Origin of the sequence: Pseudomonas sp. B21-012 (assembly GCF_024749305.1) — a bacterium.
In the GTDB taxonomy this organism is placed as follows: Bacteria; Pseudomonadota; Gammaproteobacteria; order Pseudomonadales; family Pseudomonadaceae; genus Aquipseudomonas.
On record NZ_CP087197.1, the window covers coordinates 1,099,793 to 1,113,620 of the forward strand.

Consider the following 13,828-nt stretch of genomic DNA (forward strand, 5'->3'; position numbering starts at 1 on the left):
GCAAGTCGAGGCGTCGCACCGCCGCTCCCACTGTGGGAGCGGCGGTGCGACGCCTCGACTTGCCCCGCGATGCTTGTTACCGGTAATCTTTCCCTTCTGAATTCATCCGATGATTGGATGTCATGACGTTATTGATCAAACGCTCCCTGGTCGAACAAGCCGTCGAGCAACTGCGCCAGCGCGTCGCCAGCGGCGCCTGGACGGTGGGCCAGCGCCTGCCCACCGAGCCGGAACTGGCTGCTGAGCTCGGCATCAGCCGCAACACGGTGCGCGAAGCCATGCGTGTGCTGGCTTTCAGTGGCCTGGTCGAAGTTCGCCAGGGCGATGGCAGTTACCTGCGTACCGCCGTCGACCCGTTGCAGGCCCTTCAGGCGCTGTCACGCTGCGACCTGGAGCAGGCGCGGGAAACCCGCCATCTCCTTGAAGCCGAGGCCATTGGCCTGGCCGCGCTGCGCCGCAGCGAAGAAGACCTGCAAGGGCTACGAGAGGCCCTCAAGCACAGCAGTGCGCATTTTCACGACGACCTGGAGCAATACATCGGTTGCGATCTGGTGTTCCACCAGCGCCTGGTGGATGCCGCGCATAACCCGGCGCTGAGCGAGTTGTATCGCTACTTTTCCGGGGTGGTGGCGGCCACCTTGCATCACAACCTGAGCCACGCTCCCCGCTGCCAGCTTGTGTTCGACCTGCACGGGCAGATTCTCGATGCCATCGAACAACGCGATCCGGACAAGGCCAAGGCCCTGAGCCGGACCCTGATCAACGAATCCTGACCTTGCGAGACTGCCATGGGCGATGAAACAACCCGAACTGCGGCGCCGGCCAACGGGCCGGAGCTGGAAGAACTGCTGATCGACGCCGAAGCCGACGACGAACAAGTGCAACAGCAACCGGTGCTGCTCAAGCGCCCGTGGCTGTTGCTGCTCGGCCTGGTGCTGGTGGCGCTGAACCTGCGTCCGGCGTTGTCGAGCATGGCGCCGCTGCTGGGTCAGGTCAGCGACAACCTCGGCTTGAGCGCTTCCCAGGCGGGCCTGCTGACCACCTTGCCGGTGCTTTGCCTGGGCTTGTTCGCGCCACTGGCGCCGGTGTTGGCGCGACGTTTTGGCAGTGAGCGGGTCATTCTCGGCATCCTTCTGGTACTGGCTGCGGGGATTGCCGTGCGCAGCGCCTTTGGCAGCACCGGGGTATTCGTCGGCAGTATCATGGCCGGGGCTAGCATCGGTGTGATCGGCGTGCTGTTGCCGGGCATCGTCAAGCGCGACTTCCCCAAGCATGCCGGGACCCTGACCGGCGTCTACACCATGGCCTTGTGCCTGGGCGCGGCAATGGCTGCGGGCGCCACCGTGCCCCTGAGCGAGCGCCTGGGCGACAGCTGGTCGCTGGGCCTGGGCTTCTGGTTGATCCCGGCCTTGCTGGCGGCGCTGATCTGGCTGCCCCAGGCCCGCCAGGGCCACGGCGCCCACAATGTGGCCTACCGTGTACGCGGCCTGCTGCGCGATCCGCTGGCCTGGCAGGTCACCCTGTACATGGGCCTGCAATCGTCGCTGGCCTATATCGTTTTCGGCTGGCTGCCGTCGATCCTCATCGGTCGCGGCCTGAGCCCGACCCAGGCCGGGCTGGTGTTGTCCGGCTCGGTGATCGTGCAGTTGCTCAGTTCGCTCAGCGCGCCGTGGCTGGCGACCCGTGGCAAGGACCAGCGCCTGGCCATTGTGGTGGTCATGCTCATGGCCCTGGCCGGCTTGTTCGGCTGCCTGTATGCGCCGCTGGAAGGCCTGTGGGGCTGGGCTATTGTCCTGGGGCTGGGGCAGGGCGGTACCTTCGCCCTGGCATTGACCCTGATCGTGCTGCGTTCCAAAGACGCTCACGTCGCCGCCAACCTGTCGAGCATGGCCCAGGGCATCGGTTACACCCTGGCATCGATGGGGCCGTTCGCGGTCGGCCTGGTGCATGACCTGACCGGCGGCTGGAACGCGGTGGGCTGGATCTTTGCCGTGCTGGGCATCGGCGCCATCGGCTTTGGCCTCAAGGCCGGGCGTAACCTGCATGTGCAGGTGGTCAGCGAGCGGGTTTGAGCAGACATTCGCCAGGCAAATGCCCATAGCTTTTTGCCACTTCGACGGACTATGGTGCAGGTCTATTGCCATGAACCGGACCTGCACCATGAGCGACGCCAATACTGCCCTGATCACCCGCTTCTACCAGGCTTTCCAGCGCCTGGACGCCGAAGCCATGGTCGCCTGTTACAGCGACGATATCGTTTTCAGTGACCCGGTCTTCGGTACTTTGCGCGGCAAGGATGCCGGTGACATGTGGCGCATGCTCACCACCCGCGCCAAGGACTTTACCCTGACCTTCGACAGTGTGCGCGCCGACGAGCGCGCTGGCAGCGCCCGCTGGGTCGCCCGCTACCTGTTCAGCCAGACCGGCCGCACCGTGGTCAACGACATCCAGGCACGCTTTGTGTTTCGGGACGGCAAGATCTGCGAGCACCACGACAGTTTCGACCTGTGGCGCTGGGCACGTCAGGCCTTGGGCACCACGGGGGTGCTGCTGGGCTGGTCGCCGCTGGTCCAGGGCAAGGTGCGCGCCCAGGCGCAGAAAGGCCTGCGGGCGTTTCAGGCGGGGCGCTGAGGCGCTAAGCTGTGCGCTTTGCCGTTGATAGTCACTAACGTGTCCGAGCCCATTGCCCAACCACCGAACAAACCCTGGTACGTCTACCTGGTACGCGCCGCCAATGGCTCGCTGTACTGCGGGATCAGCGACAACCCGGAGCGGCGCTTCCAGGCCCACCAGAAGGGCCAGGGGGCACGCTACTTCAGCACCAGCCCGGCAGTGGCTTTGGTCTATGTCGAGGCCTGGCCCGACAAAACCAAGGCGCTGCAACAGGAGCGGCTGGTGAAAAAGCTGCGCAAGAGTGCCAAGGAGGCGCTGGTGGCCTCCTGGGCGGGGCTCAGTCCTTGCGACGCTTGAGCTGATCGGTCAGTTGCGTCGGCAGGCCTTTGATGATCAGGGTGCCGGCTTCCTCGTCGTACTCGACCTTCGAGCCCAGCAAGTGCGCTTCAAAGCTGATCGACAGCCCTTCGGCACGGCCGGTGAAGCGACGGAACTGGTTGAGCGTGCGCTTATCGGCGGGGATTTCCGGCGACAGGCCGTAGTCCTTGTTGCGAATATGTTCGTAGAAGGCCCGTGGGCGCTCTTCATCGATCAGCCCTGAGAGCTCCTCGAGGGTTACTGGCTCGCCGGCCTTGGTCTGGCTGGTGGCGTAGTCGACCAGGGTCTGGGTCTTCTCGCGGGCGGCTTCTTCGGGCAGGTCTTCGCTTTCGACAAAATCGCTGAAAGCCTTGAGCAGGGTGCGGGTCTCGCCCGGGCCGTCGACGCCTTCCTGGCAGCCGATGAAGTCGCGGAAGTACTCCGAGACTTTCTTGCCGTTCTTGCCCTTGATGAACGAGATGTACTGCTTGGAGGCCTTGTTGTTCTGCCACTCGGAAAGGTTGATGCGCGCGGCCAGGTGCAGCTGGCCCAGGTCCAGGTGGCGCGACGGGGTCACGTCCAGCTCGGCGTTTACCGCCACGCCTTCGCTGTGGTGCAGCAGGGCGATCACCAGGTAGTCGGTCATGCCTTGCTGATAGTGGGCGAACAACACGTGGCCGCCGACCGACAGGTTGGACTCTTCCATCAGCTTTTGCAGGTGCTCGACGGCGACGCGGCTGAAGGCCGTGAAGGTGCTGCCTTCGTCGAGGTATTCCTTGAGCCAGCCGCTGAACGGGTGGGCGCCGGATTCTGCGTGGAAGAAGCCCCAGGCTTTGCCCTGTTTGGCGTTGTAGCTATCGTTGAGGTCGGCCAGAAGGTTTTCGATGGCACCCGACTCGGCCAGTTCCGAGTCGCGGGCGTGCAGCACGGCGGGGCTGCCATCGGGTTTCTTGTCGATCAGGTGGACGATGCAATGACGGATCGGCATGGGATTCTCGGTTGAAAATGGGCGGTGCTGGCCGCGTTGCAAAGTCGCCAAGTGTACCTCAGCACAGGGGTGATTCAGCGGCCAGATGTTGGCAGATATGTCGGTTGTTTATTTTTTGTTCAAATTTTTGCGTTTTTTCGCGCAAACCCCCGAAAAACCTGCACATTTGCCCTGTGGGAGGCGGATATTTATCTATTCCTGTGGTAGTTTTGCCCGGTCTTGCGCCCCGTGTGTGGCGCATTGCTGGCAGACCGCTCGCGTCACGTCGAACCAAACGTCGTTTTACGTATCTACATACGCGATTGACGTGGCTGTAACACCGGACCGCCGGATCCCCCGCAGGTCTGGCTCGATGACTGACGTAGCACTCTGCATACTCACTGAATTTGATAGGGAAGGAACACCACCATGGCATTGACCAAAGACCAACTGATCGCCGATATCGCTGAAGCTATCGACGCGCCAAAAACCACCGCGCGTAACGCTCTGGAGCAACTGGGCCAGATCGTTGCTGATCAACTGGAAAATGGCAGCGAAATCACCCTGCCAGGCATCGGCAAACTGAAAATCACCGAGCGTCCTGCCCGTACCGGCCGCAACCCTTCGACTGGCGCTGCCATCGAAATCGCTGCCAAGAAAGTCGTCAAGTTCGTACCAGCCAAAGTGCTGACCGACGCTGTAAACAAGTAATTGTAAACAGCTCGACAAAAGCCGCGTCCGGGTTGCCCGGACGCGGTTTTTTTATCCCTGGGTTTTGCTCCAGCGCTGCTGGCGCCAAGCCTGGCGCGCTGCGGCGTCCTGGAAGGTCCAGGCGATCATGCGGCTCTGTTTCTGCCCCTGGCCCATCTCCACCACCCGCTGTTCGGCCGCCCCGGCCTTTTTCAGCGCGGCCTGAATGCCGGGCAGGTTGGAGGCTTTCGATACCAGGCTGGTGAACCACAGCACCTGCTGGCTCAGGCTGACGCTCTCGGCCACCAGCTGGCTGACGAAGCGGATCTCGCCGCCTTCGCACCACAGTTCGTTGTTCTGCCCGCCAAAGTTCAGCACCGGCAGCTTGCGCTTGGGATCGGCCTTGCCCAGTGCCCGCCATTTGCGCTGGCTGCCGCGGGTGGCTTCTTCGCGTGAGGCGTGGAAGGGCGGGTTGCACAGGGTCAGGTCGAAGCGCTCGTCGCTTTTGAGCAGCCCCAGCAGGATGTGCTTGCAGTTGCCTTGCTGGCGCAGGCTGATGGCCTTGCCCAGGCCGTTGGCCTGGACGATGGCGCCGGCCGCAGCCAGTGCCGTGGCGTCGATGTCTGAACCGAGGAAGCGCCAGCGGTAATCGCTGTTGCCCAGCAACGGGTAGATGCAATTGGCACCGACGCCGATGTCCAGGGCCTGGACCTGCGCGCCACGGGGTATTTCGCCGCCATTTTCGTCTGCCAGCAAGTCGGCCAGCACGTGTACGTAGTCGGCCCGGCCGGGGATTGGCGGGCACAGGTAGTCAGCCGGGATGTCCCAGTGCTGGATACCGTACTGGGCCTTGAGCAGGGCGCGGTTGAAGACCCTGACGGCATCCGGGTTGGCGAAGTCGATGCTCGGCTTGCCGTGGGGGTTGGTGATCATGTACTGGCCCAGCTGCGGGCTGCTCTTGATCAACTGGGGGAAGTCGTAGCGGCCCTGGTGGCGGTTGCGCGGGTGCAGGGTCGGTTTGTTGGTTGTGGTCATGTTGAGGTCCGGTGCAAAGCATCGCGGGTCAAGCCCGCTCCTACAGAGACTTCTGTGGGAGCAGGCTTGACCCGCGATGGCATCACTGAGGTCAGCGATCGTTACAAGGCGGCAATCCGCGCATGCTGCTCGGTGAAGTTGGCCAGGGCCTGTTCGGCTTCAGCCAGCTTGGCGCGTTCCTTGTCGATCACCGCAGGCGGTGCCTTGTCGACGAAGGCGGCGTTGGACAGCTTGCCGCCGACGCGCTGGACTTCGCCCTGCAGACGCTGGATTTCCTTGTTCAGGCGAGCCAGCTCGGCGTCCTTGTCGATCAGCCCGGCCATCGGCACCAGTACTTGCAGATCGCCGACCAGGGCGGTGGCGCTCAGCGGCGCTTCGTCCTGTTCGCCGAGCACGGTGAAGGATTCGATCTTCGCCAGCTTTTTCAGCAGCGCTTCGTTTTCCTGCAGGCGGCGCTGGTCTTCGGCGCTGGCGTTTTTCAGGAACAGTTGCAGTGGCTTGCCCGGGCCGATGTTCATTTCGCCGCGGATGTTGCGCACGCCGAGCATCAGCTCCTTGAGCCATTCGATATCGCCTTCGGCAGCGGCATCGATGCGGCTTTCATTGGCCACTGGCCATGGCTGCAGCATGATGGTCTTGCCTTGCGCGCCGGCCAGCGGCGCCAGGCGCTGCCAGATTTCTTCGGTGATGAACGGCATGAACGGATGGGCCAGGCGCAGTGCCACTTCCAGTACCCGGACCAGGGTGCGGCGAGTACCACGGGCGCGTTCGACCGGGGCGTTTTCGTCCCACAGGACCGGCTTGGACAGCTCCAGGTACCAGTCGCAATACTGGTTCCAGATGAACTCGTAGAGCGCCTGGGCGGCCAGGTCGAAGCGGAACTGGTCGAGCTGGCGGGTGACTTCGGCTTCGGTGCGCTGCAGTTGCGAGATGATCCAGCGATCAGCCAGCGAGAGCTCGTAGGCTTCGCCGTTCTGGCCGCAGTCTTCGCCCTTGTCCAGAACATAGCGCGCAGCGTTCCAGATCTTGTTGCAGAAGTTGCGGTAGCCTTCGACGCGGCCCATGTCGAACTTGATGTCGCGACCGGTGGACGCCAGCGAGCAGAAGGTGAAGCGCAGGGCGTCGGTGCCGTAGCTGGCGATGCCTTCCGGGAACTCGGCCTTGGTCTGCTTGGCGATCTTCTCGGCAAGCTTTGGCTGCATCATGCCGCTGGTGCGTTTTTCCAGCAGTTCGTCCAGGGTGATGCCGTCGACGATGTCCAGCGGGTCAAGGACGTTGCCCTTGGACTTGGACATCTTCTGGCCCTGGCCATCGCGCACCAGACCGTGCACATACACGGTCTTGAACGGTACCTGCGGGGTGCCGTCCTCGTTCTTCACCAGGTGCATGGTCAGCATGATCATCCGGGCAACCCAGAAGAAAATGATGTCGAAGCCGGTGACCAGCACGTCGGTGGAGTGGAACTTCTTGAGGAATTCGGTCTGCTGTGGCCAGCCCAGGGTCGAGAAGGTCCACAGGCCCGAGCTGAACCAGGTGTCGAGCACGTCGTTGTCCTGGTTCAGGACCACGTCGGCGCCGAGGTTGTGCTTGCTGCGCACCTCTTCTTCGCTACGGCCGACATAGACCTTGCCGGATTCGTCATACCAGGCCGGAATACGGTGACCCCACCACAGCTGACGGCTGATGCACCAGTCCTGGATGTCGCGCATCCACGAGAAGTACATGTTTTCGTACTGTTTGGGCACGAACTGAATGCGGCCGTCTTCGACGGCAGCAATCGCAGGCTCTGCCAGCGGCTTGGTCGACACGTACCACTGGTCGGTCAGCCACGGCTCGATGACGGTGCCCGAGCGGTCGCCTTTCGGCACTTTCAGGGCGTGGTCGTCGACGCTGACCAACAGGCCGGCGGCGTCGAAATCGGCAACGATCTGCTTGCGCGCAACGAAGCGGTCGAGGCCTGCATACTGGGCCGGCAGGGTCGCGTCGATGCTGTCGTTGACGCTGCCGTCGAGGTTGAACACCTGGGCGGCCGGCAGGACGAAGGCGTTCTTGTCGAAGATGTTCAGCAGCGGCAGGTTGTGGCGCTTGCCGACTTCATAGTCGTTGAAGTCGTGGGCCGGGGTGATTTTCACACAGCCGGTACCGAACTCAGGGTCGCAATAGTCGTCGGCGATGATCGGGATACGGCGGCCAACCAGCGGCAGCTCGACGAACTTGCCGATCAGCGCCTTGTAACGCTCGTCTTCCGGGTTCACGGCAACGGCGGCGTCGCCGAGCATGGTTTCCGGGCGCGTGGTGGCGACGATCAGGTAGTCCTTGCCGTCGGCAGTTTTGGCGCCGTCAGCCAGCGGGTAGCGCAGGTTCCACAGGTGACCCTTCTCGTCGTGGTTTTCCACTTCGAGGTCGGAGATCGCCGTGTGCAGCTTGGTGTCCCAGTTGACCAGGCGCTTGCCGCGGTAGATCAGGCCGTCTTCATGCAGGCGCACGAAGGCTTCTTTCACTGCTTCCGAGAGGCCGTCGTCCATGGTGAAACGCTCGCGGCTCCAGTCGACCGACGAGCCCAGGCGGCGAATCTGGCGGCTGATGTTGCCACCGGACTGATCTTTCCATTCCCAGACCTTTTCCAGGAACTTCTCGCGACCCAGGTCGTGACGGTTCTGGCCTTTGGCTTCGAGTTGACGCTCGACCAGCATCTGCGTGGCGATACCGGCGTGGTCGGTACCTGGCTGCCACAGGGTGTTGCGGCCCTGCATGCGGCGGAAACGGATCAGGGCGTCCATGATCGCGTTGTTGAAGCCATGACCCATGTGCAGGCTGCCGGTGACGTTCGGCGGCGGGATCATGATGGTGTAGGAATCGCCCGCGCCTTGCGGAGCGAAATAATTCTCGGACTCCCAGGTGTTGTACCAGGAAGTTTCAATGGCGTGCGGCTGGTAGGTCTTATCCATGCGCGGCGGGACCCTTAGGCATTTATTCAGGAAAGCCGGAGAGTATAACGAAGCCGCAAGCTTCAAGCGACAAGCTGCAAGCTCAGAGCGCCACACGGCTCTTGCAGCTTGTCGCTTGAAGCTTGTTACTGCTTTTTATTGGTTGAGCAGGCGCTCGAGCCGGGCATCCAGGCGGCGCTTGATTTCGCTTTCGTTATACGGGGGGCAAGCTTCAAGCGACAAGCTGCAAGCTCAGAGCGCCACACGGCTCTTGCAGCTTGTCGCTTGAAGCTTGTAACTGCTTTTTATTGGTTAAGCATGCGCTCAGGCTTGGCATCGAGGCGGCGCTTGATTTCGCTTTCGTTATACGGGGGCAAGCTTCAAGCGACAAGCTGCAAGCTCAGAGCGCCGCACGGCTCTTGCAGCTTGTCGCTTGAAGCTTGTAACTGCTTTTTATTGATTGAGCAGGCGCTCGAGCCTGGCATCGAGGCGGCGCTTGATTTCGCTTTCGATATGCGGGGCGAAATCGTTGATCACGTCCTGCATGATCAACTGGGCCGCCGCGCGTAGCTCGGCGTCCAGGTGCAGCAGGGTTTCCTGGCGCCTGGCCTGCGGGTCGGCTGGCGCTTCAGGCGCCGGCTGCGGCGCTGCTTCGGCCTCTTCGAGCAGCAGCGGGATCTGCTCCTCGACGGTGTCGGTCAACAGCGGCGGCTCAAGGGATGCATCGCCAAGCAGCTGGCGGATCGACTCCAGGTCGTCCAGCAGGTGCGCGGATTGGGGCAGGGGAGTGGGTTTGTCCATCGTCTTCAGAGTCGCTGTAAGCGGTGATCTTGCAGAGCATAGCCCTGTTCGCGGTAGAAACGGAAACTCTCTCGGGCCGCCTGACGAATCGCCGGCTCTTCGACCACGATCTCGGCGATCCGGGCAAAGCGGGAAGCGAACGCCGGTACCTTGAGGTCAAGGTTGATCAGCAGGTCCTGGTGGCTGCCGGCATCATCGCCAAGGCCCAGAGCGACGCTGCCCTGCGGGTTGTCTTCAGCCGCGTCGTGGGGCACGAAGGCCTCGCCCTTGAACGCCCACAGGCGCGCGTCCAGTTCATCGCGCTGGGCGGCGTCGCTGCAATGCAGGTAAACCTGGTGCCCCAGGCGCCAGGCCTTGTCGCACAGCTTGCAGGCGAAATCCAGGCGCGCCGAGGGCGCGGCGCTGGGCAATATGTAGAAATCGACTTTGCTCATGGTCTGCCTGCCGGCCGGCTACGCCCCAAGGCGCAGACGGCCAGCGTCGCCTCAGGCGTTGGCGCGATCGAGCAGGTACTGGGTCAGCAGTGGAACCGGGCGGCCAGTGGCACCCTTGTCCTTGCCGCCGCTGATCCAGGCGGTGCCGGCGATGTCCAGGTGAGCCCAGTTGTAGGCCTTGGCAAAGCGCGACAGGAAGCAACCGGCGGTGATGGTGCCGGCTTTTGGCCCGCCGATGTTGGCGATGTCGGCGAACGGGCTGTCGAGCTGTTCCTGGTATTCGTCGAACAGCGGTAGCTGCCAGGCGCGGTCGTCGGCGCGCTTGCCGGCATCGAGCAGTTGCCCGACCAGGTCGTCGTTGTTGCCCATCAGGCCCGAGGTGTGGCTGCCCAGGGCGACGATGCAGGCGCCGGTCAGGGTGGCGATGTCGATCACTGCCTGAGGCTTGAAGCGCTCGGCGTAGGTCAGGGTGTCGCACAGCACCAGGCGGCCTTCGGCGTCGGTGTTGAGGATCTCGACGGTCTGCCCGCTCATGGTCGTGACGATGTCGCCAGGACGGGTGGCGCCGCCGCTCGGCATGTTCTCGGCGCAGGCCAGCAGGCACACCAGGTTGATCGGCAGTTGCAGCTCGAGCACGGCGCGCAGGGTGCCGAAGACGCTGGCGGCGCCGCCCATGTCGAACTTCATTTCATCCATGCCGGCGCCGGGCTTGAGGCTGATGCCACCGGTGTCGAAGGTGATGCCCTTGCCCACCAGCACGAAAGGCTTCTCGCTCTTTTTGCCGCCCTGGTAGTTGAGCACGATCAGGCGTGGCGGCTGGTCGCTGCCCTGGCCGACGGCGTAGAAGGCGCCCATGCCCAGGTCCTTGATCTTCTTCTCGTCCAGCACCTCGACCTTGAGGCCCTTGAATTCCTTGCCCAGGGCCTTGGCCTGTTCGGCCAGGTAGCTTGGGTGGCAGACGTTCGGTGGCAGGTTGCCCAGATCGCGGGTGAAGCCCATGCCGTTAGCGATGGCAACGGCGTGCTTGACCGCGCGTTCGACATCGCTGGCACCGGCCTTGGCGCTGAGCAGGGTGATTTTTTTCAGGGCGCGAGGTTCGGCTTTCTTGCTCTTGAACTGGTCGAACACGTACTGGTCATCGAGCAGGCTCTCGGCCAGCAGGCGGGTCTTGCCATAGAAAGCATCGCGGCCGGCAACCTTGACGTCGTCCAGGGCCAGTGCTGCGTCGCTGCCGTTCAAGCCCTTGAGCACTGCCAGCACGGCGGCAACGACCTTGCGCCAGCTGCGATCACCCAGCTCGGCATCCTTGCCGGTACCCACCAGCAGCACGCGCTCGGCCTTGAGGTTTGGCAGGCTGTGCAACAGCAGGGTCTGGCCGACCTTGCCGGCCAGGTCGCCGCGCTTGAGCACGCCGGCCAGGGCACCGCCGGTGGCTTCGTCGATGGTTTTGGCGATGGCGCCGAGTTTGCCGCCTTCAGCCACGGGCAGGACCAGGGTGGCGGTTTTCAAGGATGCTGCGGCTACGCTTTTTACAACCAGTTCCATGTCAGGTTCCCCGAATGATCTGTCGATGCGCGTTGTCTATGCAGGCGCGGTCGTGGCCGCGTGGTCGCGTACCAGTGCTAAAGCCCCCAGTTTGAGCCTGCTTCGCCCGCCCTGACAACCCCGAGATGAAGCATTGTGCGGCGCCAAGTGACAGGCACGGCCAATCACAGGATAATGCGCCAACTTTTACCCGGGTTCGCTCTGGCGAGCGGGCTACTATCTTGGCTGTTATGGATTTCTTGTTCGGCTGTCCGAGCCTGACAACCCAGGAGTGTCTGGTTTGATCGTCTTTCGTTATCTGTCCCGCGAGGTCCTGGTGACCTTGAGTGCCGTCAGCGCTGTGCTGCTGGTCATCATCATGAGTGGGCGCTTCATCAAATACCTGGCCCAGGCGGCCCAGGGCGTGCTCGACCCGAGCGTGCTGTTCCTGATCATGGGCTACCGCCTGCCGGGCTTCCTGCAGTTGATCCTGCCCCTGGGGCTGTTCCTCGGTATCCTCCTGGCCTATGGCCGTTTGTACCTGGAAAGCGAGATGACCGTGCTTTCGGCCACCGGCATGAGCCAGCAGCGGCTGCTGGGCATGACCATGGCGCCGGCGGCACTGGTGGCCTTGCTGGTAGCCTGGCTGAGCCTGAGCCTGGCGCCCCAGGGCGTTACCCAGGTCGCACAGATCATCAACCAGCAGGACGCCCTGACCGAGTTCGACACCCTGGTGCCGGGCCGCTTCCAGACCCTGCGCGATGGTTCGCGGGTTACCTATACCGAGCAACTGTCGGAAGATCGGGTAAACCTTGGCGGTGTGTTCATTTCCGAGAAGCGCTTCAACCAGGACAAGACCAAGGACCGCGGTCCGTCGGTACTGGTGGCGGAAAAAGGCCACCAGCAGGTCAACCCCGATGGCAACCGCTACCTGATCCTGGAAAACGGCTACCGCTATGACGGTAACCCTGGCCAGGCTGATTATCGCGCAATCAAGTACGACACCTACGGCGTGCTGTTGCCCAAGCCTGAAGTCAGTGAAGAGATCACCGAGCGTGAAGCCATCCCGACCTCGCAACTGATTGGCAGCAAGGGCCTGCGCGAGCGTGCCGAGCTGCAGTGGCGCCTGTCGCTGCCGTTGCTGGTGTTCATCGTCACCCTGCTGGCGGTGCCACTGTCGCGGGTCAACCCGCGCCAGGGCCGTTTCCTCAAACTGCTGCCGGCGATTCTTCTGTATATGGCGTACCTGACAATGCTGATTGCCGTGCGTGGCGCCCTGGAGAAAGGCAAGCTGCCGATCGGCCTGGGTATCTGGTGGGTCCATGGCCTGTTCCTGTTGATCGGCCTGGGGCTGATGTACTGGGAGCCGTTGCGTCTCAAGCGCGCCGCTCGCCGTGCGGAGGTGGCCCATGGTTAAGCTCGACAGTTACATCGGCAAAAGTGTGCTGATGGCGATCCTCGCCGTACTGGGGATCATTCTGGGCCTGGCTTCGCTGTTCGCCTTCATCGACGAGATGGGTGACATCACCGACACCTACACGCTGATGGACGCCGGCAATTTCGTCTTGCTCACCGCACCGCGGCGGCTCTACGACATGCTGCCGATGGCTGCCCTGATCGGCTGCCTGATCGGCCTGGGGAGCCTGGCCAGCAGCAGCGAGCTGACCATCATGCGCGCCGCCGGCGTGTCGATCGGGCGGATCGTCTGGGCGGTGATGAAGCCGATGCTGGTGCTGATGCTGGCCGGTATCCTGATTGGCGAGTACCTGGCCCCGGTCACCGAGAACAAGGCCCAGGCCGACCGTTCCCTGGCCCAGGGCGGTGGTGAGGCGCAGAGCTCCAAGCGCGGCATGTGGCACCGCCAGGGTGACGAGTTCGTGCACATCAACTCGGTGCAGCCCAACGGTTTGCTGTACGGCGTGACCCGCTATCGCTTCGACAACGAGCGGCACATGCAGACCTCGAGCTTTGCCCGTCGTGCCCAGTACAAGGAAGATCACTGGCTGCTCAGCGACGTGACCACCACCTATTTCCGCGGCGATCACACCGAAGTCATCAAAACGCCTGAAGAACGCTGGGACGTGTCGGTCACCCCGCAGTTGCTCAATACCGTAGTGGTCGCACCAGAATCACTGTCGATCACCGGTCTTTGGGATTACATCCACTACCTGTCCGACCAGGGCCTGAACAACGCCCGGTACTGGCTGGCATTCTGGACCAAGGTGCTGCAGCCGATGGTCACCGCGGCGCTGGTGCTGATGGCCATTTCCTTCATCTTCGGCCCGCTGCGCTCGGTGACCCTTGGTCAGCGGGTGTTCACCGGGGTGCTGGTGGGTTTTGTGTTCCGCATCGCCCAGGACCTGCTCGGGCCTTCCAGCCAGGTGTTCGGCTTCCCGCCGTTGCTGGCGGTGGTGCTGCCGGCGGCGATCTGTGCGGTGGCCGGGTTGTGGATGTTGCGGCGCGCCGGATAAATTGCCGCA

At 63.0% G+C, this 13,828-nt stretch carries 13 protein-coding genes; 7 read left to right on the forward strand and 6 right to left on the reverse strand.

Annotation, left to right across the window (positions count from 1 at the left end; translation table 11 throughout):
• Positions 1 to 122: 122 nt before the first annotated feature.
• The 4 genes from LOY37_RS05025 (at position 123) to LOY37_RS05040 (ending at position 2,970) form a co-directional block, all read left to right on the forward strand.
• Positions 123 to 773, forward strand: a complete 651-nt coding sequence (locus LOY37_RS05025) for a FadR/GntR family transcriptional regulator (protein WP_258716396.1) — start codon at positions 123 to 125, stop codon at positions 771 to 773.
• A 15-nt stretch (positions 774 to 788) separates the two neighbouring features.
• Entirely contained in the window at positions 789 to 2,072 is a 1,284-nt protein-coding gene (locus LOY37_RS05030; protein ID WP_093388192.1) for an MFS transporter, read from the forward strand.
• A gap of 88 nt (positions 2,073 to 2,160) precedes the next feature.
• Positions 2,161 to 2,631, forward strand: coding sequence for a nuclear transport factor 2 family protein (locus tag LOY37_RS05035; RefSeq protein WP_258716397.1), 471 nt, complete (start codon positions 2,161 to 2,163; stop codon positions 2,629 to 2,631).
• A 39-nt stretch (positions 2,632 to 2,670) separates the two neighbouring features.
• Complete coding sequence (locus tag LOY37_RS05040) at positions 2,671 to 2,970, forward strand: GIY-YIG nuclease family protein (protein WP_045196374.1); 300 nt, start codon at positions 2,671 to 2,673, stop codon at positions 2,968 to 2,970.
• Here LOY37_RS05040 and yejK read toward each other — a convergent pair.
• Positions 2,951 to 3,958 (reverse strand): nucleoid-associated protein YejK, encoded by a 1,008-nt coding sequence (gene yejK / locus LOY37_RS05045; RefSeq protein WP_258716398.1) that lies wholly within the window; start codon positions 3,956 to 3,958, stop codon positions 2,951 to 2,953. The two genes, LOY37_RS05040 and yejK, sit on opposite strands and share 20 nt — an antisense overlap.
• Positions 3,959 to 4,366: 408 nt before the next feature.
• Here yejK and LOY37_RS05050 point away from each other — a divergent pair, with 408 nt between their 5' ends.
• The gene (locus LOY37_RS05050; protein ID WP_009398256.1) at positions 4,367 to 4,648 is read left to right on the forward strand and encodes an HU family DNA-binding protein; all 282 of its coding nucleotides are present in this window, start codon (positions 4,367 to 4,369) and stop codon (positions 4,646 to 4,648) included.
• A gap of 51 nt (positions 4,649 to 4,699) precedes the next feature.
• Here the strand turns inward: LOY37_RS05050 and rlmF are convergent, their stop codons facing one another.
• From rlmF to LOY37_RS05075, 5 genes are all read right to left on the reverse strand, one after another.
• Entirely contained in the window at positions 4,700 to 5,662 is a 963-nt protein-coding gene (gene rlmF, locus LOY37_RS05055) for a 23S rRNA (adenine(1618)-N(6))-methyltransferase RlmF (protein ID WP_258716399.1), read from the reverse strand.
• 101 nt (positions 5,663 to 5,763) lie between these two features.
• The gene (locus tag LOY37_RS05060) at positions 5,764 to 8,610 is read right to left on the reverse strand and encodes a valine--tRNA ligase (RefSeq protein WP_045196381.1); all 2,847 of its coding nucleotides are present in this window, start codon (positions 8,608 to 8,610) and stop codon (positions 5,764 to 5,766) included.
• Positions 8,611 to 9,042: 432 nt separating this feature from the next.
• A complete protein-coding gene (locus LOY37_RS05065; protein ID WP_123565649.1) occupies positions 9,043 to 9,390 on the reverse strand; it encodes a DNA polymerase III subunit chi in 348 nt (115 codons plus the stop codon).
• A gap of 5 nt (positions 9,391 to 9,395) precedes the next feature.
• Positions 9,396 to 9,824: a DNA polymerase III subunit chi gene (locus LOY37_RS05070; protein WP_258716400.1), complete on the reverse strand. Its 429-nt coding sequence runs from the start codon at positions 9,822 to 9,824 to the stop codon at positions 9,396 to 9,398.
• A 51-nt stretch (positions 9,825 to 9,875) separates the two neighbouring features.
• Positions 9,876 to 11,369 carry a leucyl aminopeptidase gene (locus tag LOY37_RS05075; protein ID WP_258716401.1) on the reverse strand — a complete coding sequence of 498 codons (1,494 nt, stop codon included), beginning with the start codon at positions 11,367 to 11,369 and terminating at the stop codon, positions 9,876 to 9,878.
• A 280-nt stretch (positions 11,370 to 11,649) separates the two neighbouring features.
• On the opposite strand from LOY37_RS05075, the gene lptF reads away from it, so the two are divergent.
• Together lptF and lptG are read left to right on the forward strand one after the other, a co-directional pair.
• Positions 11,650 to 12,765 (forward strand): LPS export ABC transporter permease LptF, encoded by a 1,116-nt coding sequence (gene lptF / locus LOY37_RS05080; RefSeq protein ID WP_045196390.1) that lies wholly within the window; start codon positions 11,650 to 11,652, stop codon positions 12,763 to 12,765.
• Complete coding sequence (lptG, locus tag LOY37_RS05085) at positions 12,758 to 13,819, forward strand: LPS export ABC transporter permease LptG (RefSeq protein ID WP_045196392.1); 1,062 nt, start codon at positions 12,758 to 12,760, stop codon at positions 13,817 to 13,819. The genes lptF and lptG overlap by 8 nt, the downstream gene beginning before the upstream one ends.
• Positions 13,820 to 13,828: the final 9 nt, after the last annotated feature.

Coding starts and splice junctions, on each gene's coding strand:
- LOY37_RS05075 (WP_258716401.1), bottom strand. CDS start 11,369: ATGGAACTGGTTGTAAAAAGCGTAGCCGCAGCATCCTTGAAAACCGCC.
- LOY37_RS05035 (WP_258716397.1), top strand. CDS start 2,161: ATGAGCGACGCCAATACTGCCCTGATCACCCGCTTCTACCAGGCTTTC.
- LOY37_RS05050 (WP_009398256.1), top strand. CDS start 4,367: ATGGCATTGACCAAAGACCAACTGATCGCCGATATCGCTGAAGCTATC.
- LOY37_RS05060 (WP_045196381.1), bottom strand. CDS start 8,610: ATGGATAAGACCTACCAGCCGCACGCCATTGAAACTTCCTGGTACAAC.
- LOY37_RS05065 (WP_123565649.1), bottom strand. CDS start 9,390: ATGGACAAACCCACTCCCCTGCCCCAATCCGCGCACCTGCTGGACGAC.
- rlmF (WP_258716399.1), bottom strand. CDS start 5,662: ATGACCACAACCAACAAACCGACCCTGCACCCGCGCAACCGCCACCAG.
- LOY37_RS05070 (WP_258716400.1), bottom strand. CDS start 9,824: ATGAGCAAAGTCGATTTCTACATATTGCCCAGCGCCGCGCCCTCGGCG.
- LOY37_RS05025 (WP_258716396.1), top strand. CDS start 123: ATGACGTTATTGATCAAACGCTCCCTGGTCGAACAAGCCGTCGAGCAA.
- yejK (WP_258716398.1), bottom strand. CDS start 3,958: ATGCCGATCCGTCATTGCATCGTCCACCTGATCGACAAGAAACCCGAT.
- LOY37_RS05030 (WP_093388192.1), top strand. CDS start 789: ATGGGCGATGAAACAACCCGAACTGCGGCGCCGGCCAACGGGCCGGAG.
- lptG (WP_045196392.1), top strand. CDS start 12,758: ATGGTTAAGCTCGACAGTTACATCGGCAAAAGTGTGCTGATGGCGATC.